The organism is Limnobacter alexandrii (assembly GCF_005871185.1).
GTDB classification, from domain to species: domain Bacteria; phylum Pseudomonadota; class Gammaproteobacteria; order Burkholderiales; family Burkholderiaceae_B; genus Limnobacter; species Limnobacter alexandrii.
Window position 1 is genome coordinate 416,842 of the sequence record NZ_SWKN01000007.1, and the last position, 19,102, is coordinate 435,943.

Annotated in this window: 17 protein-coding genes and 1 tRNA gene; 2 read left to right on the forward strand and 16 right to left on the reverse strand. The window is 52.4% G+C overall.

The annotated features are described in order from the left end of the window. The gene (locus tag FCS97_RS09315; protein ID WP_138518157.1) at positions 1-1,431 is read left to right on the forward strand and encodes an FAD-binding oxidoreductase; all 1,431 of its coding nucleotides are present in this window, start codon (positions 1-3) and stop codon (positions 1,429-1,431) included. Here FCS97_RS09315 and FCS97_RS09320 read toward each other — a convergent pair. The 12 genes from FCS97_RS09320 to FCS97_RS09375 form a co-directional block, all read right to left on the reverse strand. After that, positions 1,428-1,907 (reverse strand): hypothetical protein, encoded by a 480-nt coding sequence (locus tag FCS97_RS09320; RefSeq protein ID WP_138518158.1) that lies wholly within the window; start codon positions 1,905-1,907, stop codon positions 1,428-1,430. The genes FCS97_RS09315 and FCS97_RS09320 overlap by 4 nt on opposite strands. A 50-nt stretch (positions 1,908-1,957) precedes the next feature. Then, complete coding sequence (gene dusA, locus FCS97_RS09325; protein ID WP_138518159.1) at positions 1,958-2,941, reverse strand: tRNA dihydrouridine(20/20a) synthase DusA; 984 nt, start codon at positions 2,939-2,941, stop codon at positions 1,958-1,960. Between the two features lie 68 nt (positions 2,942-3,009). Next, the gene (typA, locus tag FCS97_RS09330; RefSeq protein WP_138518160.1) at positions 3,010-4,830 is read right to left on the reverse strand and encodes a translational GTPase TypA; all 1,821 of its coding nucleotides are present in this window, start codon (positions 4,828-4,830) and stop codon (positions 3,010-3,012) included. Continuing rightward, on the reverse strand, positions 4,827-5,849 hold the full coding sequence (truB, locus tag FCS97_RS09335) for a tRNA pseudouridine(55) synthase TruB (RefSeq protein ID WP_138518236.1): 1,023 nt from the start codon (positions 5,847-5,849) through the stop codon (positions 4,827-4,829). Before truB ends, typA begins: the two co-directional genes overlap by 4 nt. Continuing rightward, on the reverse strand, positions 5,821-6,225 hold the full coding sequence (gene rbfA / locus FCS97_RS09340; RefSeq protein ID WP_138518161.1) for a 30S ribosome-binding factor RbfA: 405 nt from the start codon (positions 6,223-6,225) through the stop codon (positions 5,821-5,823). Before rbfA ends, truB begins: the two co-directional genes overlap by 29 nt. A 27-nt stretch (positions 6,226-6,252) precedes the next feature. Continuing rightward, complete coding sequence (infB, locus tag FCS97_RS09345; RefSeq protein ID WP_138518162.1) at positions 6,253-9,078, reverse strand: translation initiation factor IF-2; 2,826 nt, start codon at positions 9,076-9,078, stop codon at positions 6,253-6,255. 72 nt (positions 9,079-9,150) lie between these two features. Next, positions 9,151-10,620 (reverse strand): transcription termination factor NusA, encoded by a 1,470-nt coding sequence (gene nusA / locus FCS97_RS09350; protein WP_138518163.1) that lies wholly within the window; start codon positions 10,618-10,620, stop codon positions 9,151-9,153. A gap of 10 nt (positions 10,621-10,630) precedes the next feature. Next, positions 10,631-11,134 carry a ribosome maturation factor RimP gene (gene rimP / locus FCS97_RS09355; RefSeq protein ID WP_246066209.1) on the reverse strand — a complete coding sequence of 168 codons (504 nt, stop codon included), beginning with the start codon at positions 11,132-11,134 and terminating at the stop codon, positions 10,631-10,633. A gap of 186 nt (positions 11,135-11,320) precedes the next feature. Continuing rightward, positions 11,321-12,697 carry a 23S rRNA pseudouridine(2605) synthase RluB gene (gene rluB / locus FCS97_RS16810; RefSeq protein ID WP_342776962.1) on the reverse strand — a complete coding sequence of 459 codons (1,377 nt, stop codon included), beginning with the start codon at positions 12,695-12,697 and terminating at the stop codon, positions 11,321-11,323. Then, complete coding sequence (scpB, locus tag FCS97_RS09365; protein WP_138518165.1) at positions 12,669-13,283, reverse strand: SMC-Scp complex subunit ScpB; 615 nt, start codon at positions 13,281-13,283, stop codon at positions 12,669-12,671. The genes rluB and scpB overlap by 29 nt, the downstream gene beginning before the upstream one ends. 461 nt (positions 13,284-13,744) lie before the next feature. Continuing rightward, a complete protein-coding gene (locus tag FCS97_RS09370; protein WP_138518166.1) occupies positions 13,745-13,960 on the reverse strand; it encodes a DUF1289 domain-containing protein in 216 nt (71 codons plus the stop codon). A 9-nt stretch (positions 13,961-13,969) separates the two neighbouring features. Continuing rightward, positions 13,970-14,464 (reverse strand): DUF4442 domain-containing protein, encoded by a 495-nt coding sequence (locus FCS97_RS09375; RefSeq protein ID WP_212746465.1) that lies wholly within the window; start codon positions 14,462-14,464, stop codon positions 13,970-13,972. Positions 14,465-14,591: 127 nt separating this feature from the next. Between FCS97_RS09375 and FCS97_RS09380 the strand changes: the two genes are divergently transcribed. Then, positions 14,592-14,668 (forward strand) — tRNA-Met (locus tag FCS97_RS09380). Positions 14,669-14,921: 253 nt separating this feature from the next. Here FCS97_RS09380 and FCS97_RS09385 read toward each other — a convergent pair. From FCS97_RS09385 to FCS97_RS09400, 4 genes are all read right to left on the reverse strand, one after another. Then, positions 14,922-15,632, reverse strand: a complete 711-nt coding sequence (locus FCS97_RS09385) for a GIY-YIG nuclease family protein (RefSeq protein WP_138518167.1) — start codon at positions 15,630-15,632, stop codon at positions 14,922-14,924. Then, on the reverse strand, positions 15,629-16,765 hold the full coding sequence (locus tag FCS97_RS09390; protein WP_138518168.1) for a DNA cytosine methyltransferase: 1,137 nt from the start codon (positions 16,763-16,765) through the stop codon (positions 15,629-15,631). Before FCS97_RS09390 ends, FCS97_RS09385 begins: the two co-directional genes overlap by 4 nt. 139 nt (positions 16,766-16,904) lie before the next feature. After that, positions 16,905-17,897, reverse strand: a complete 993-nt coding sequence (locus FCS97_RS09395) for a tyrosine-type recombinase/integrase (protein ID WP_138518169.1) — start codon at positions 17,895-17,897, stop codon at positions 16,905-16,907. Between the two features lie 229 nt (positions 17,898-18,126). Next, positions 18,127-19,062 (reverse strand): LysR family transcriptional regulator, encoded by a 936-nt coding sequence (locus FCS97_RS09400; protein WP_138518170.1) that lies wholly within the window; start codon positions 19,060-19,062, stop codon positions 18,127-18,129. Positions 19,063-19,102: the final 40 nt, after the last annotated feature.

The following is a 19,102-nucleotide window of genomic DNA, read 5'->3' on the forward strand; positions in this document are numbered from 1 at the left end:
ATGAATGAATTTCTTGAACAGTTGCGCAAACAGGTGCCAGGGCTGCTGATCAACACCGATGCAGCTGTTATTGCCCAAGCCTGTACCGACTGGCGCAAACGCTACCGCACCAGTGCGTTGGCTGTTCTGGAACCCATGAATACCCGACAGGTACAGGCCATTGTAAAAACATGCGATGCATTCAATGTGGCCATTTCAACCCAGGGCGGAAACACCGGGCTTGTGGGTGGGGCGGTACCCGCAGCAGAGGGACATGCTGCCACACGCGCGCATGTGGTGTTGAAAACATCACGAATTCGGGAAGTGCTCAAACTGGACGAGAGCAACATGACGTTGACGGCCAGCGCTGGCTACACGCTGCATGAGATTCAGGAGTTTGCGGACGCCCACGGGTTTCTGTTCCCGCTCAGTCTTGCCTCCGAAGGCACTTGTACACTGGGTGGCAATCTGGCGAGCAACGCTGGTGGCGTGGCGGTGCTGCGTTATGGCAACACCCGCGAATTGTGTCTTGGACTGGAGTTTATCAATGCGCAAGGTGAGCTGTGCGGTGATTTGCGCGGATTGCGCAAGAACAACACAGGCTACGATTTGCGACATCTGCTGATTGGCTCTGAAGGCACCCTAGGATTGATTACCACAGCCTGCATGAAGGTGTACCCTCGGCCGCAAAGTCGCTGTGTGGCCTGGCTGAACGTGGAAAACATTCATGCTGCCACAGAAGCGTTGGGATACATCCAGAAGAGACTTTATTCCGAACTGTCCAGTTACGAATGGATGAATGCTCAAGCCATTGATGTGGTTGAAGGCCAATTTCCAGCCCGTGCACCCAAACATGGCCAGCAAGGTGACCACGTGTTGGCTGAATTCACCTCGCTCGGCACGGAGTTCGAGCTAAGGGACCGAGTACAGACGGCACTGGCCGAGTTGCTGGACGATCTGGCCAGTGTGCAAAATGTGACCCTTGCCCAAAATGGCCGTGAGATTGAACTGTTCTGGGCTCTCAGGGAGAACATCTCGGAAGCACAGGCAAAGCATGGCTTGAACGTCAAGCACGATGTGGCCTGCCCGGTATCCGCCTTGCCAAGATTCCATGACATGGCTCTGCAAAGCATCGAGGAGCACGGTATTGACGTTTGCCCGGTTTTGTTTGGACACCTCGGTGATGGCAACCTGCACTTCAATTTGTCAGCACCGGCGGGCAAGGATGCTGCCACGTTTCTGGATCAACACCAGAGCACTTTGAATTCGCTTGTCCACGAAGCCATCCTGAACTGCGGAGGTACCATCTCGGCAGAACACGGCATCGGACAACTTAAGGCAAGCTTGTTGCAGCAAGTGACCTCCACCAGCAACTACAACATGTTCAAAGCCCTTAAGCAGGCCATGGACCCCGCCGACCTGTTCAATCCGGGCAAGGTGATCATCGTTTAACGTTGTTCATTTTCTGTGTGAATATGCTCATCCACCAAGATACGCGTTGAGTCGTCAAGACTGCTCAACAAATTCTGATTGCATTCCTCGTCCAGATCAAAGCGTTGCATGAGTTCTCCTTCCTTCCGAACAAGCTCGGTGGCTTCATCGAGACTGGCAGGTGAAACAATTGAAATGAACATGGAACTCAAAAGCCGCTCAGTCTGAAACTTCAGCAGACCGCACTCTCTCTGCAACAACGAATACTTCGGCAGTGCCTGCTCAAGTGTCTCTCGAATCTGCATCAATTCCTCAGTCGGTTTCAAGTTCGGAATCAAGGACAACAACTCTTGATGGCGAGCCAGACTGCCACTGATGCGTTGCATGGCCAGTGGAATTTCAGTGGATAGTCCATGGAGCGTTTCCCGAGCATTCAGGACTTGGTCTTGCATGAACAAAGCGTAATTAAATCGTACAGACTGAACCGGGTTACTCATGACACAACCTCTTGATCAAAGCCACTTGGTAACTGACTGAGTTCAAGAGTTCAGACGATCGCGCTTACTTTTTGCAAGGCTTCCTGCACCACACCCCAAGAATTTGATTTGAGTTTGACTGAATCAGACAAGACCTGCCGGTACAAACGCCCGCCGGGTTGACCATGAAACAAACCCAACCAAGATTTTGTGAGGTTGCGAACAGACTCACCCCGAGTCAACTGATCCTCCACATAAACCTGCAACTCGGTCAGCACATCGAATCGGGTTTTGACATTCACCCCATCGGACTTTTGCTGAATGATTCGGTCAAACCCTGCCAATAGCCATGGGTTGGAATAGGCCTCTCGACCAATCATGCAGCCGTCTGCCCACTCAAGGTGGGTTTGAATTTCCTTCAGGGTGGTAATGCCCCCGTTCAAAATAATCTGAAGATGAGGAAAATGCTGTTTCAAACGTTTTACAACTTCATAACGCAAAGGAGGAATATCCCGGTTTTCCTTCGGTGACAGGCCTTTCAATACCGCATTGCGGGCATGCACAATAAAGGTTTGACAACCCGCCTCGCTGACCTTGCCCACAAAGTCGTAAAGCATGGTTTCAGTTTCGTCATAGTCCAGTCCAATTCTGTGCTTCACCGTCACGTCGATTGAACAGGAATCCCGCATGGCTTTAACGCAATCTGCCACCAAATCGGGTTCAGCCATCAGGCAAGCACCAAAAGCGCCTTTCTGTACACGTTCTGAAGGGCAGCCCACATTCATATTCAATTCGTCATAGCCCGCAGCTTCAATCCACTTGGCACACTGCGCCATTTGAGCCGGATCACTGCCGCCGATCTGAAAAGCGACTGGGTGTTCTTCCTCGTTGAATGCCAAAAACCGATTGCGGTCGCCGAACACCAAGGCACCGGTGGTGATCATTTCGGTGTAAAGCCAGGTGTGCTGGCTGATCGCGCGGTGAAACCGTCGGCAATGCCGATCGGTCCAGTCAATCATCGGGGCGACAGAAAGGGTTCTGGGTTTGAATGTCATGTCTTGGATTCTACAAACAAAAAGGGCGAGGCCAAAGCCACGCCCCTTCGAAGATTCAACCTTGCATCTTATGCAGCGTCGCGGCTTGCCTTCTTGCGTTCATGTTCTTTCAGGAAACGCTTGCGAATACGAATGTTCTTCGGCGTAATTTCCACCAGTTCGTCTTCGGCAATAAATTCAACCGCGTATTCCAGGTTCATCTGGATGGGTGGAACCAGGCGAACGGCTTCGTCAGTGCCCGATGAACGAACGTTGGTCAATTGCTTGCCCTTGATCGGGTTTACAACCAGGTCGTTGTCACGGCTGTGAATACCAATCACCATGCCTTCGTACAGGGCTTCGCCCGGGGACACAAACATGCGGCCACGGTCTTGCAGTTTCCACAAAGCGTAGGCCACAGCGTCGCCATCGTCTTGGGAAATCAACACGCCGTTGTGGCGCTCGGCTGAACCACCTTCGCGAACGGGTGCATATTGATCGAACACGTGACTGATCAAGCCAGTACCGCGTGTCAAAGTCATGAAGTCGCCCTGGAAGCCGATCAAACCACGCGCGGGAATCTTGTATTCCAGACGCACACGGCCTTTGCCATCGGGTTGCATGTCGAGCAAGTCACCTTTACGACGACCCAATTCTTCCATCACGCCGCCCTGGTGTGAGTCTTCCACATCCACGGTCAGCATTTCATAGGGCTCACACTTTACGCCGTCAATTTCCTTGAACACCACACGTGGGCGGGACACCGCCAGCTCGTAGCCTTCACGGCGCATGTTTTCCAGCAAAATGGTCAGGTGCAATTCACCACGGCCAGACACTTCAAACACGGTGTCGTCGTCGGTGTCTTTGACGCGCAAGGCCACGTTGGCTTTCAATTCACGTTGCAAACGATCGCGCAACTGGCGGCTGGTCACAAACTTGCCTTCACGGCCAGCCAGCGGCGAGGTGTTCACCATGAAGTTCATGGTCAATGTGGGCTCGTCAATCGCCGGAATTTCCAGACCTTCCACAGCGTCTGGTGAGCAGATGGTAGTGCCGATGCCAATTTCTTCAATGCCGTTGATCAGGCAAATATCGCCAGCTTGGGCTTCTTCTTCCTGAATGCGCTCCAAACCGCGGAATTTCAACACCTGGTTGATGCGGCCGTTGAAAGGCACGCCGTCGGGACCGTTGATACAAGTAACTTGCTGACCCACACGAACAGTACCGCGCTTGATACGGCCAATGCCGATTTTACCCACGTAGCTGTTGTAATCGAGCGATGTAATCTGGAACTGCAAGGGACCATTTGGGTCGTCATCACGCACGGGCACGTACTTCAAAATGGCTTCAAACAGGGGGCGCATGGTGCCTTCACGTACATCGGGTGTGTCGCCAGCAAAACCGTTCAAACCGGAAGCGTAAACAATCGGGAAATCCAGCTGTTCATCGGTTGCACCCAACTTGTCGAACAGGTCGAAAGTTTGGTCGATGACCCAGTCAATGCGCGCACCGGGACGGTCTACCTTGTTCACCACCACGATTGGCTTCAAACCCAGGGCCAAGGCCTTGCGGGTCACAAAACGTGTTTGTGGCATGGGGCCTTCTACGGCATCCACCAACAACAACACAGAGTCAACCATCGACAACACTCGCTCCACTTCACCGCCAAAGTCGGCGTGTCCTGGGGTGTCAACGATGTTGATGTGGGTGCCTTCGTATTCAACTGCGCAGTTCTTGGAAAGGATCGTGATACCACGTTCTTTTTCAATGTCGTTGCTGTCCATGACGCGTTCTTCGAGCTTTTCGTTCTCGCGGAATGTGCCGGACTGGCGAAGAAGTTGGTCAACCAGCGTGGTTTTGCCGTGGTCCACGTGGGCGATAATTGCAACGTTACGTAATGCGCGTGTCATAGATTTACCTGAATCAATCTGTCGGGTCGAAGCAAGGCGCCCTTCCCATCCGTTTCTAAAATGCCTGTGCCCATAAACTGGGGCTCGCCTTTGAAGGCCATGTTGTTCACATCCTGCGCGGGGGCTTCTCCGTACACCCGCACTCGCCCTGGCTTGGCATCAACCAAACTCAGTGGCAACCGCTGCCCGTGCGAGAACCGCCGGGCAAACTCATTGTTCAATTCAACTTTACCCAGGCTGCCCAATAATGCATCAACCGGGAAAAGCACCGCATCCAAAGCGTCAAAGGGGGTTTCCGATTCACCGAGCACTTTGAGTGCATCCAGGGTGTACGCGCGTTCCACTTTCAAGTCACCGATTGCGGTTCTGCGCAATTCCGTGAGATAGCCCGCTGTGCCCAAGGCCTTGGCGATGTCTTCGCCCAAGGTGCGCACGTAGGTGCCTTTGCTGCAATTTACTTCCAATTCAATGGTGCAACTGCTTTCACCATTGTGTGTATTGTGCTCAACTTTGATGACATCCAATTGATGGATCAAAAGGGTTCGAGCAGGTCTGTCCAATTCAATGCCTTCGCGAGCATACTCGTACAAAGGCTTGCCGTCTTTCTTTAATGCAGAAAACATGGGTGGAACCTGTTGAATTTCCCCAACAAATTTCGCACACACCTGTTTTACTTCATTCTCTGAAATGCTTTCAAGGGCGCGTGTGCTGACTTTCGTCAATTCGCCCTCCGCATCCCCTGTGTTGCTTGAAAACCCAAGCCGCACAGTGGTTCGGTAAGTTTTGCTGGCATCAATCAAATCGGCAGCAAACTTGGTGGCCTCGCCGAACATCAATGGCAGCAACCCACTGGCAAGCGGGTCCAGCGTACCTGTGTGGCCGGTTTTTTCAGCCCTGTACAAGCGCTTCACGATTTGCAGGGCTTGATTGGACGAGAAACCAGTTGATTTGTCGAACAACAGCACACCCGACAAGGCGCGCTTTTGTTTCTTAGTCTCCGCCACCGTCGCCACCACCATCCGAATCTGTGGCACCACCACCCTCGCCTTTCAGCGCCCGGTCGATCATCTGGGACATTTCCGCCCCTCGCTCCACCGATTGGTCGTGTTTGAAACGCAAGGTAGGCACGGTGTGAATGTGCAGCTTCTTGAAAATCAAATTGCGCAAGTAACCCGAAGAGTCATTCAAGGCCTCCTCAGTGGTTTCGGCTGAACCTGTCAGCACCGAGAAATACACAGTTGCGTAGGCATAGTCGGGCGTCAGTTCCACATCCGTGATCGTGACAAACCCAAGCCGTGGGTCTCTCAACTCACGGGGAATCAGCTCAGCCAGGTCTTTCTGGATTTGCTCGGCAACCCGAATACCTCTGGCTGGTGCTTTTTTCTTGTGACGCATACTTTCCTTTTCAAACCCGCTTAAGCCTTACAGCTGCGTGCGGGCCACTTCCTTCACTTCAAATGCTTCCAGAATGTCGCCAACCTGGATGTCGTCGTAGTTGTGCAGCTGCAAGCCGCACTCAAAGTTCTGGCGCACTTCCTTGGCGTCGTCTTTGAATCGCTTCAGCGAAGCCAACTGGCCTGTCCACACCACCACGTTGTCGCGCAGCAAGCGAACGCCCGCACCACGACGAATTACACCGTCGGTCACCATACAACCTGCGACAGAACCCACTTTGGAGATCTTGTACACTTCGCGGATTTCAACGTTGCCGATGATTTCTTCTTTCTTGTCTGGCGTCAACATGCCGGTCATGGCGGCTTTGATTTCGTCCACAGCGTCATAAATGATGTTGTAGTAGCGAATATCCACGCCGTTGTTCTCGGCAGTTTTGCGGGCGCCTTGGTCGGCACGCACGTTAAAGCCGATGATGACCGCCTTGGAAGCCACCGCCAGGTTCACATCCGATTCACTGATGCCACCCACTGCGGCGTGCACAACCTGCACCTTGACCTCGTCGGTCGACAGTTTTTGCAAGGCATGCGACAAGGCTTCTTGTGAACCCTGTACATCGGCCTTCAAAATAACGGCCAGACTCTTGACTTCGCCTTCGGCCATTTGCTCAAACATGTTTTCCAGCTTGGCGGCTTGTTGCTTGGCCAGCTTCACATCGCGGAACTTGCCTTGACGGAACAAGGCAATTTCACGGGCTTTGCGCTCGTCTGGCAACACAATCACTTCTTCGCCTGCAGCAGGTACGTCGCTCAAACCCTGAATTTCTACGGGAATGGAGGGACCAGCCGATTCGATTGAACGGCCATTTTCATCCACCATGGCGCGCACACGGCCAAAGGCAGAACCTGCAAGTACCACATCACCTTTCTTCAAGGTGCCGCTTTGTACCAGCACGGTGGCCACAGGACCACGGCCTTTGTCCAGGCGGGATTCAACCACCAAGCCTTTGGCTGGGGCTTCGATCTGGGCTTTCAGTTCCATCACTTCGGCCTGCAAAAGCACTTGCTCCAGAAGGTCGTCGATACCTTGGCCGGTTTTGGCCGACACTGGCACCATGGGTGAGTCGCCACCATATTCTTCCGGCACAACTGAATGGCTGATCAGTTCCTGCTTCACACGTTCAGGATTCGAATCAGGCTTGTCCACTTTGTTAATGGCAACCACCAAGGGCACGCCTGCCGCTTTGGCATGGTGAATCGCTTCAATGGTTTGTGGCATGACACCGTCATCGGCCGACACCACCAAAATAACAATGTCGGTCGCCTTGGCACCGCGAGCACGCATGGCGGTAAACGCCTCGTGACCTGGTGTGTCAAGGAAAGTGATCATGCCGCGTTCAGTTTCAACGTGGTAAGCACCAATGTGCTGCGTAATGCCGCCTGCTTCACCAGATGCCACTTTTGCGCTGCGAATGTAATCGAGCAGCGAGGTTTTACCGTGGTCAACGTGACCCATCACGGTAACCACCGGTGCGCGAGCCACTGAAGGTGCCTCGGAATGCGCCACGCCGGCTTCTTCGATCATGGCTTCTGGATCATCCAGCTTGGCAGCGATCGCCTTGTGACCCAGTTCTTCGGTCACGATCATGGCAGTGTCTTGATCCAGCACTTGGTTAATGGTCACCATTTGACCCATTTTCATCAGGCACTTGATCACCTCTGCGGCCTTCACGGACATTTTGTGCGCAAGCTCCGCCACTGTGATGGTTTCGGGCACATGAACGTCACGAACCACAGGCTCGGTGGGCTGATTGAAGTTGCTTTGTTCCTGGCTGTGGCGGTTGTTCTTGCCCTTGGGGCCCTTCCAGCCACCCGCACCTGTGCGGCCAACACCGGTTTCACCGCGTGTTTTCAAGCCACCACGGCGACGGCCTGGTTCTTCCTTGGCACCGGGTGCACGAACGCCTTTGCGACCGCGCTCTGAGGAATCATCATCCCCGGCTGCAGCCAGTTTCTCGGGCTTTTTGATTGTTGCGGCTGGCTTGGCAGGCTCAACAGGCTCTTCGGCCTTCATGACCTTGGCTGGCTGAGACATCATGCGGTTAATTGCCGCAACCTCGGCTTCAGCCGCTTTGCGAGCACGTTCCTGATTGGCGCTGGCCTTTGCAGCGTCTTCCGCCGCCTTTTTGGCCTTCTGTTCGGCCTTCAGGGCATCGGCCGCGCGCTGTTCGCGAGCCTTGGCTTCCTGGGCGCGTGCTGCTTGCGCTGCTTCATCTTTGGCATCGGCTTCTTCATCTGCTTTGGCAGGCTGTGCACTTTCAGCCTTGGCTTGTTCTACGGCTTCGTGGGCAAGGCGCTCTTCTTCGGCGCGCTGGCGGGCTTCTTCCTGAAGCTTCAGTTCACGTTCACGCTCTTGCTCAAGTTTGGCCTGTTTTTCTTTCAGCTCCGCCTCTTGGCGGGCTTTCAATTCAGCCTGACGTTGGGCTTCAGCATCGCGACGAGCCTGTTCGGCGGGATCAAGCTGGGCCTCCATGACCGGCTCGCTTTCGCCTGCCTTTTCAGCACGCTGAACAAACACGCGCTTTTTACGCACTTCAACCTGAACTGTGCGCGCACGGCCGCCTGGGCCTGCTTGCTTGATTTCACTGGTCTGCTTGCGGGTGAGGGTAATTTTCTTCTGACCGCTTTCAGATCCGTGCGCCTTTCTCAGGCTTTCCAAAAGCTTTCCCTTGTCCGCTTCAGTAACTGCATCTGCCTCAGAGGTTTTGCTTACGCCAGCAGACTTCAGCTGCTCCAAAAGAACATCGGCGGGCATTTTCAACTCTGCTGCAAACTGTGCGACTGTGGTACTGGTCATCTACTATTCCTTCAAATTCCCTTGCTGACCGGGCCGAGTGGCCCGATTCGACTCTACTCAATGCGGTTTGATTTATTCAAACCAGTGTGCGCGCGCTTTCATAATGATGTCGCGTGCACGTTCTTCTTCAATTCCTGCAATTTCAACCAATTCATCAACCGCCAATTCGGCCAGGCCTTCCCGGTCTGAAATCTCAGCGGCGGCCAGTTTGCCGACCAAATCGGCGTCTACGCCTTCGATGGACATCAAATCGCCTGCGCCTTCAACAATTTCCTCGCGTGCAATGGCTTCGGTCAACAAGGCATTGCGGGCGCGGGTTCGAAGTTCTTCGACAGTATCGGCATCAAATGCTTCAATTTCCTGCATTTCGGCGATAGGCACGTAGGCTACTTCTTCAAGGCCGGTGAAGCCTTCTTCGATCAAGATGTTGGCCACTTCTTCGTCCACATCCAGCTTGCTGGTGAACAGTTCACGTAACTTACCGACTTCTTCTTCGGAACGCTTGGCTGATTCTTCAGGCGTCATGATGTTGATTTGCCAGCCGGTGAGGTCGGAAGCCAGACGCACGTTTTGACCACTGCGGCCGATGGCTTGCGCCAACTCGGCTTCGTCAACCACCACTTCCATCACATGCTGGTCTTCATCAACCACGATGGATTGAACGGTGGCTGGCGACAAGGCACCAATCACAAACTGGGCCGGGTCTTCAGACCACAACACGATATCAACACGCTCGCCACCCAATTCTTGGGTCACTGCCTGAACGCGGGAACCACGAACACCTACACAGGTGCCGATTGGATCAATACGGCGATCGTGAGCCAGTACGGCAATTTTGGCGCGCATGCCAGGATCACGGGCAGCACCCTTGATTTCCAGGTGGCCTTGTTCAATTTCAGGCACTTCCATGGCGAACAGCGCTTTGATGAAGTCGGGCGAAGTGCGTGACAAAATAACTTGCTGACCACGCGCCATGCGGTCTACCTTCCAAAGGTAGGCACGCACACGGTCGCCAGGGCGCAGGCTTTCGCGGGGAATCATTTGATCGCGCGGCAAACGGGCTTCAATGCGACCGCTTTCAACGATGGCGTCACCACGCTCCATGCGCTTGACCTGACCGATCACGATTTTGTCGCCACGGTCCAGGAAGTCTTGCAGAATTTGCTCACGCTCAGCGTCGCGAACGCGCTGCAAAATAACCTGCTTGGCTGCTTGTGCACCAATTCGGCCAAATTCAACGGGCTCCAGTTCTTCTTCGATGAAGTCGCCCATTTCGGCTTCTTCGTCGTGCTTCAAGGCCTGGTCGAGAACCATTTGATAAGCGGGGTCGTAGAAGTCTTCTTCCGTGACCACTTCCCAGCGACGGAATGTGTCGTAGTCGCCCGTGTCGCGGTCGATGGACACGCGAACATCCACTTCTTCATCGAAGCGCTTCTTGGTTGCGGAAGCCAATGCCAATTCGAGCGCACCAAAGACGATGTCTTTGTCCACGTTTTTTTCGCGCGCCAACGCATCAACTAATAAAAGCAACTCACGGCTCATTCCAGGGCTCCTAAAACTTTAGATGGGGGACCAGACGGGCACCCGCCAAATCAGTAATTTCAAAATCAAGCAAGTAAGGTTCGGCGTTTTTACCATCGGGTGTCACCAAGACCCCCCAGGTTTGCTCTTTGCCTTTTTGCAATACACCTTTGAACTGTTTTTGATTGTTGATGGCCCGCTTGAACTTCAGGGACACCTCTTGCTCTAAAAACCGTTCGAAATCTTTTTTGCGACGTAACACGCGATCGACGCCCGGCGAGGAAATCTCGAGCCGCTCGTAGTTGACGTTTTCGACAGTGAACAGATGGGTAAGCTGGTGACTGACTTTTTCGCAGTCTTCCACTGTGACACCTGTTGGCGAATCAATCATGATGCGCAACAGGCCATTGCCTTCGCGCTCAATGTCGGCCACTTCCAGGCCCAGCGAGGCAATCACGGCGTCGGCTTCTGTTACCCAGGACTCTGACCACACGCCAGACCATGAATTGCCAACAAACTCTTCAGGATTGATCACTTCGCTTCTTCGCCTTTACTAATTCGCTTGCTTCGTCTTCTAAAATGCTTCAAAACCGCCTTACCAAAAAAAAATGGGCCTGTAAGCCCACTTCATTTGAGACACCCTTTTTGGAGTGGGCGCTCAGGCAGCCTCAGAGAATAACCGAAACTGCCTTTATTTTCAAGTAATTTCCAGCTTGTGGAACTACATGGTTGGGGCTTTCCTGCGTCTGCGCTGCTGTGGTTTCTGGGCTGCACCATTTCCACCTTCACTGCCGCGGCCGGGACCTCTACCGGCAGAAGGTCCACCTGTTCGCGGTCCAGCATTGCGTGGACCCGCGGGGCGCTTGCCTGCACCGGCAAACTTTCCAGCCGGGGCGTTGCCATTGCCGTTGCCGTTGGCACCAGACCTGTTGCCATTGCGGTCACCACCATTTCCACGGCGCGCAGAACCGCCAGCCGATGACAGGTTGTTCTGGTTGCTCAATGCGGCAGCAGCGGCGGCACCCGAGACAGTGAGGTAGGTTTGTGTTGGCGTGGTAAAAGCCAAGCCGGGATCGATCAAAGGCTGACCATTGCGGCGCTTGTTGTTTTTCGAGCCAATGTTTTTCTTGTCGCGGCGAATGGCACCCTCTTGGGCGGACTCATCAACTTTCAAACCCAGAGACTGCATGTACGACATGGCCTCCAGCGCTTCCATCTCCATGTGGCGACCACGCTTAAGCGTGGAAGGCATCATGATATCGCCAAACCGGGTACGAATCAGGCGGCTGACCGTGAGGTTACATGCCTCGAACATGCGGCGAACCTCTCGGTTACGGCCTTCTTTCAAACCCACTTTGTACCAGCGGTTGGCGCCCTCGCCGCCAGCGGCATCGACGTAAAGAAACTTGGCTGGGCCATCATCAAGCTGAATACCGGTCAGCAATTGCTGGCGCTGCTCCTCGGTCAGCTCGCCCAAAATGCGCACAGCGTACTCGCGCTGCACTTCGTAGCGGGGGTGCATCAAACGGTTGGCCAACTCGCCGGAAGAGGTGAACAACAACAAACCTTCGGTGTTGAAGTCGAGACGGCCCACGGCGATCCACTTCCCGTTTGAAATCTTCGGCAATTTCTGAAATACGGTGGTGCGCCCCTGAGGGTCGTCCATTGAGACAATTTCACCTGCGGGCTTGTGGTAGATCAGTACACGCGGAGGTTTGGATTTGTTTTTGCGCTGAATCAGCTTGCCATTGACACGCACCTGGTCAGTGGGCAACACGCGCTGGCCCAGGTGGGCGGGTTCAGCATTCACGGAGACACGACCAGCAACAATCAGTTCTTCCATCTCGCGGCGTGAGCCCATGCCTGAATCGGCCAACACTTTGTGTAATTTGGGGGCCAGTTCGGGGTCGAGCCGTACATTCAATTTGCTGCGATTTTTTCCAGCGCCACCGCCCTCTTCAGACTTCAGCCCCTCAACCTGATTGACGACCTCGCCCCACTCCATGTCTTGGCTCTCACTGTCGACACTGACAATCAGTGGCTCAGAAATCGGATTGGTTTCGGGTGTTTCAGTTGCTTTGCGCTTGTTGGTTCTCATCGTTTTCCGCTGTATCGCTGTCATCCACATCAAATGGAATGACCTTTTGTAATTCATCAGCCAGCTGCTGGTCTTTTTCATCATCCAGTGCAGGCAATTCGCTGAGGCTGGCCAAATTCAGGTCAGCCAAAAACTGGGCCGTTGTTGCCCATAGTGCTGGGCGTCCCGGTGCATCACGGTGGCCGATTGACTCGATCCAGCCGCGATCTTCAAGTGCCTTCATGACCTGGGTAGACACAGTGACACCACGAATGGATTCAATGTCGCCCCGGGTAACCGGCTGCTTGTAGGCAATAATTGCCAAAGTTTCCATGGTAGCCCTTGAGTATTTCGGGGGCTTTTCCGGATTCATTTGCTCGAGGTAACGCTTGACGTCGTCTCGGGTTTGAAAGCGCCAACCGGTTTTTACCTGTACCAATTCCAAACCCTTGTGGGTCCAGTCGCGGCGCAGGTCTTCCAGCAAGGTGGTGACTACCGAGGCGTCAATGGCATCGTCGAACAAACGCATCAATTCTTTGATCGCAATAGGTTCGACCGAGCACAGCAAAGCTGCTTCTAATATGTTTTTAGCGCGCTGGGGATCCATCCAGGCGGACTCACTTTAAGAAATTCAGGTGTTGATAGGGAAATAGTGCCGATTGGTCCTGCAGGCCGGAGTGGCTGTTGCCAGCGGGGTGCAGGGGCGCAGCGTGAAACGAGTTGCGCGACGGGCATTTTATAAACCGATGGCGCATTGTAACCACGTTATCCACCGATCAGCAACCACTTGATCACACAATTAATTTCAAAAAAAACGGCCCACCGAGGCGAGCCGTATCTGAAAGTAACCCTTGGAGGGTCGGAGACATTCACAGTGTGCCCAAGTAAAGTGCACTGAACATCCCCATCCTGGCTTACCCCAAGTGTTATGGAACTTATCCACAGTGGGCGGGGAAAACCTTCCCTATTCGCTGTGGATAAAATTTTCAGCCCCTTGATTTTGTGTAGTTTTTGGTTGGTTGATTAAAAACTGAGCATGCGCTCTAACCGCGATCAGGACTGGCTATTTCAGCTTTCCCAGCGATAGCCAACGCCCGCTTGGCGGATGCGCTTCCAGACAGCCTCTTTTTCTTCATCGCTTTTAAACAGCCAACCATCGACTTCATCCAGGGTGCGACCACAGCCCATGCAAATGTCGTCTCCGAGGTTGGTTGAACAAAAACCCACGCAGGGGGTATCGGCTTCGGGCCACACGGGCAGATTGGCGTATTCAGGTTTTGACATGTTGCTGCTTTAGTTGGGGTTGGGACGGTACTGTTTCTTCAAGCGAATATAGAGCACTTTGGCGACATGTGCGACCACCGAGCCGTCGGCGTGGGTAATGTCGACCTCGAATGTGTGCAACACCTTGTCGCCTGTGGCCGCTTTGGATTTGATTTCATCCAGTGTTTGATCATCGACTTGGTACACCCCCTTGACCAGGCCTTTGCCCGGCGCAATAAAACGGATGTTGGCCTCTTGATCCCACACGTGGTAGCGACTGCCCAAACGCTTCATGAGCACCAGCATGAAGAAGGGATCGGCCATGGCATAGAGCGAGCCGCCAAAATGAGTGCCCATGATGTTTTTATTGCGACGCGTGAGCGGCATGTGCACTTCAACTTTTTCGAAATTGGCGCTGATGTGATGCACATGAATACTGGCACCGCGCAAAGGCGCGTAAAAATTCATGGCCCTGCGCATGAATTCGGGTTTGTTTGAGAGGTTTTTCAGAAATTTTTTAAACATTTTTTGCTGCGAATTTTTCTTGTGGTTTCAGTAGGATAAAGGTTTTTGAGGGGATGTTTGTGGGTTGAACAGCGTTTGTGCACTTGCACACAAGGCGGAAACCCGCTATAGTTTCGTTCTTACCAGACGCGGGGTGGAGCAGTCTGGCAGCTCGTCGGGCTCATAACCCGAAGGTCGTAGGTTCAAATCCTGCCCCCGCAACCAAATACTCAGAAAGGTCAATCACTTAGCGGTGGTTGGCCTTTTTGTTTTGTGACATTAAATGCCGGTTTCGGGCGGGGTGTTTGTCATCTAGTGTGAAATTTCAGCTTGAGCGAGTGCCAAAACAAATTCGGGCGATCGACACAACGACCAGCTTAGACTGGTATCGTAGCTTCATAATAACTCACTATCAAAATTTGAAAGGTAGTCGAAGGCACTCCCCTGCTAAGGGAGGTAACGCAACAGACCCGGACAATCAATCATCGTCAGCATCGTCCCCTGACACTGAGTTAACGCGGCGAGTGGCTAGCGCGACTATTCGGTTCGCCTGAGTAAGAAGCGTCTGCCTGAGACCCTTTTGAACCTTGCGCTCTGCGATAACCCGAGCTAGGTTAGCCAAAGTTGCCGCTCGTCGTGCCAGTCTTAGATCCGGATGATCTCGAAGCGCACTTACACTGTCAGACACAACCTTGGCCCGATAAGATTGCGGCAGGGATACGACTGCGGAACCTGGGGTTGGAATTTTCTCATTCAGCACTGCGTTGAAGGTAGACCTTTGAAGCACCTCTTGGTAAACCGCGTATTCAATCGAATTGAGAATATCCTTTGCATTCTTGGGAGGGTTTATCTCGAATTCAGGCTTAGGCCAAACTTCGATATAACAAACCTCATACGGATCAAGAACACTCATAGCAACGGCATCAGTTCTTTGATTGGTCAAATGCCGTCTTATACGAGTGGATAGCTTTTCGTTCGTCTGACCCACGTAAATTGGCTCTTTGTCGTAATCAAAAAAGGCATACACCCCCCATTTGTAAGAGCCAATTTGCTTGTTCTTCCCGGTAGTTGGATCGATCCAAGTGTGCCGAAGAAACTTATCCAATTGATCACGCAATTCTGCGGTTTCAAAAGGCAGCTCGCTCGTTCCATCTGATGGTAAAGAACTGGGCGTGTCTGGGAGCGTCACGCGACCTCCTGCAAATTATGATCCGCTAAGTTGGCCAAAATTATCGGTTCAAAAACCTGTCGTGAAAGATGCTGGACCACTGGCACCACAACACCGTCACCAGCCAAATGGTATGCATCGTTGTATCTTTCGGGCAGTTTATAGCTGTCCGGGAGCCCCATTAGACGAGCTGCCTCTCGCGGTGAGAGAAGCCTGCTCCTGATTGTCTCTCCCTGAACAAATAATAGTGTCTGCCGACTGGAACCTCCGGAAGGGGTTCTTAAACAGCCTGCAATACCATCAAAGCGAACTTCAGCTCTAGGCACACCATTACGAGTCCTTATGTAAACTCCACCGACATTCAATTTGCCAGAGGCCTGGGCACCCATTACTTTTCGCCGATTATTTGAATCCATAAATTGCATTAACTTCGAGGTGTAGTCCGGCTCATGCCACTTAACACCTATTGGATCACACTCAACTACATCGATTAATCGAGGCACAGGTTGATTGGGCTCAGATAGATTCCACCAAACCCAACGATCTCTCTGCTTTTCATGCAATGAATTGTAAGCACGTAGTATTGATGCGGGATGCCAAGCTGCCGAAGGCCCACCAGACGTTATCTCTGGCGGCAGTTCAATTTCGCTTGATGCTGCCACAATAAACAAACGTGGGCGCGATTGCGGGACAAAATGCACGCTGTCTATTACAACAGCTCCAACCAAGTAACCCAAGGAGGTCAACGCATCGACGATCAACGAGAAGTCTTTTCCATCACCGGAAGTTAGCGTCCCAACAACATTTTCCACACAGATAAGCCTTGGCTGGTCTCCCCGACGCTTGAGACGCTTCATCACTTTCACGAAGCCCCAAAAAGCGCTACTTTTCTCACCACTGAGTCCCGCACCATTGCCCGCCAGGGAAAGATCCTGACAAGGAAAAGACGCCCATGCCAAATCAGCGCGAGGAAAAGCAACCGGAATCTTCAGTTTTGAAATATCTTCAACCACTAGTTCGGCATCGCCCCAATTTGCTATGTAGGCGTCTGCCTTCTTTTGACAAAAATCATTTGAAAGCAAACAGTTCCATGTAGGCCCAAGCGCTTCTCGCACCATTCCCCCACCCGCAAAGAACTCATAAAAAAAAGCCATCAACTACCTCTTTGTTTGTTGTTGGACAACTTTACCAAAATATCGTCAGAGTTACCCCAAAAAGCGATCGAATAGTGAAATCCCGCCACATAGGGCGAATCAATTACCTAGTCCATTGAAACGCCCAAGCGACATCCCGTTAATCAAGCTTCTTCAAAAGGTCATCCCTCCTCAGATGCGTATAACGCTCAACAATCGTGGTTGTGAGTTGTCCTGTGATTTCTTTGACCTCGAACACAGAAAGACCACGTTCAATCAAGCGTGAAACCGCCTCATGCCGCAGATCATGCAAACGGAAGTCAACAATGCGAGCTCGCTTCACCGCAGTGCCGAACGCACCCGTGATCGCGTCAATTTGCACGGGGAAGACACGCTCCCCAAACGACAGCCCTTTCAGGTAATCGAGTTGTTCCAGCGCCTTTCTCGACAACGGCACAAAACGCCGCTTCCCATTCTTGGTTGCATCCAGGCGTGCCCACCGCTGCTCAAAATCAACATCAACCCACTTCAGGTTACCCAGCTCACCACGACGCATGGCAGTTTCAACGGCAAGAACAACATACGGGCGCAACCAGTAGCTTGGATGCTCATCACATGATGCCAACAAGACCTGAAATTCTTGTGGGGTTAATCGACGAGACCTGGCGTTTTGAATACTGGGCATTCGCACACCTTCGGTTGGGTCGAGCAGTTTGCGGAAACCCCATTCATACTTCGCGGTTTTGAACACTGCTTTGATCACTTCCATGTATCTCTTCACGGTGGCGGGCGCATAACCACTACCGACCAAAGCATCGCGAAAATCAGCAATGTGCATACCCTCAATTTCTTCAAGGTTGCGATTAACGAGTGTGGGATAGAACCTGATGATCAAATCGATCCTACTGCGCTCGGTAACGTGCCCTTTCTTGGTGGGAGTCACTACCTCCCGGTAACGGAGCATCGCAGCCTTCAGGGTAGCAACTTCGAGCAAGCGCTGACGTTCGGGCGTAGCTCGCCTGAACTCAGCTTCCATTTGCAAACCCCATTTCAGGGCTTCATGGTATGAGTCAAAGGTAGATGAGATTCCTTTGTGCCCTGCGATGCGGACACGTGACAAATAACGGTTGTTTTTTTGAACGATAGTGGGCATGAGGCCTCCTTAAAAGTTGTCAATCAAAGCGGAGAAGCTTGATTTGTTAAGGAAGCGCTAAAGCTTTTAATTCACCGGGAGACGAGCCACAGCCATTGCTCGCGGCGGCTCATAACCCGAAGGTCGTAGGTTCAAATCCTGCCCCCGCAACCAAATACTCAGAAAGGCCGATCATCTAGGTGATTGGCCTTTTTGTTTTCTCATTCTTAAACTCGGTTTGCTGATTACCTCAGCGCTGGATTGAATGTGCCTGTTCCAGAACATAGTCAATAAACGCTCTCATCGCCAGTGGCATTGTAATTTGAGGCAGCCATAACATCCACGCGGTCTGACCGAAAGGTCCCTGCACATCCCACTCCGTGCACAATGGAACGAGTTTCTTTTCGCGTAGCTCTTCATCGATCAGAAAATCGGGAAGTAGTCCAACACCTTGATCACTCAACACCATTTTTCGGATGACTTCGCTGCTGTTGACCACCAGTGGACCTTTTACGTGAATATCCAGTGACTCCTGATCTTTTCTGAACTGCCAAGTTGCCTTCTCTCGTCTTGCCAGCGAATGAAACGCCATGCACGGCACCTGCGCCAAATCGCTTGGATGATGGATGGGATGCTTACTCAAGTAACCAGGTGAACCAGCGACAACAAAAGAAAACGTGTGAAAAGGTCTACCTACGAGATTGCCCGGGGGATTGTCGGTTAACCGAATGGCAATATCGATTTCCTCATGCAGCAAATCTACATGACGATCAGTCAATATCAATTCAGTTTCCACCAAAGGATATCGTTCAACAAACCCAGGCAACAACCTGCCGATGACGCTTTGCCCGAATGCATTTGAGGCACTGAGAGACAAACGACCAGAGACATTATGAGCATAAGTATTTGCCGCCAGCGCAGCCTTACTCGCTGACTGCACCAAGACTTTAGCATGCTGAAGTACAGATAAACCGGCCTGCGTAGCGGTCATTTGTCTGGTGGTTCGATGTAGAAGTGTCACTCCTAAATTCGTTTCCAACCGGCGTACCTGCTTGGTGACCTGACTCTTGGACAAACCCAAGGATGAAGCTGCCGCAGTAAAGCTTGCACCTTCAACAACATGCGCAAAGACAAGCAGGTCGCCAGCAAACTGGGCAAGGGAAATATGACGATCAATTATTCGCATATAGAAACAATCTTTTCATAATTTGTTAGATTGTTTCATT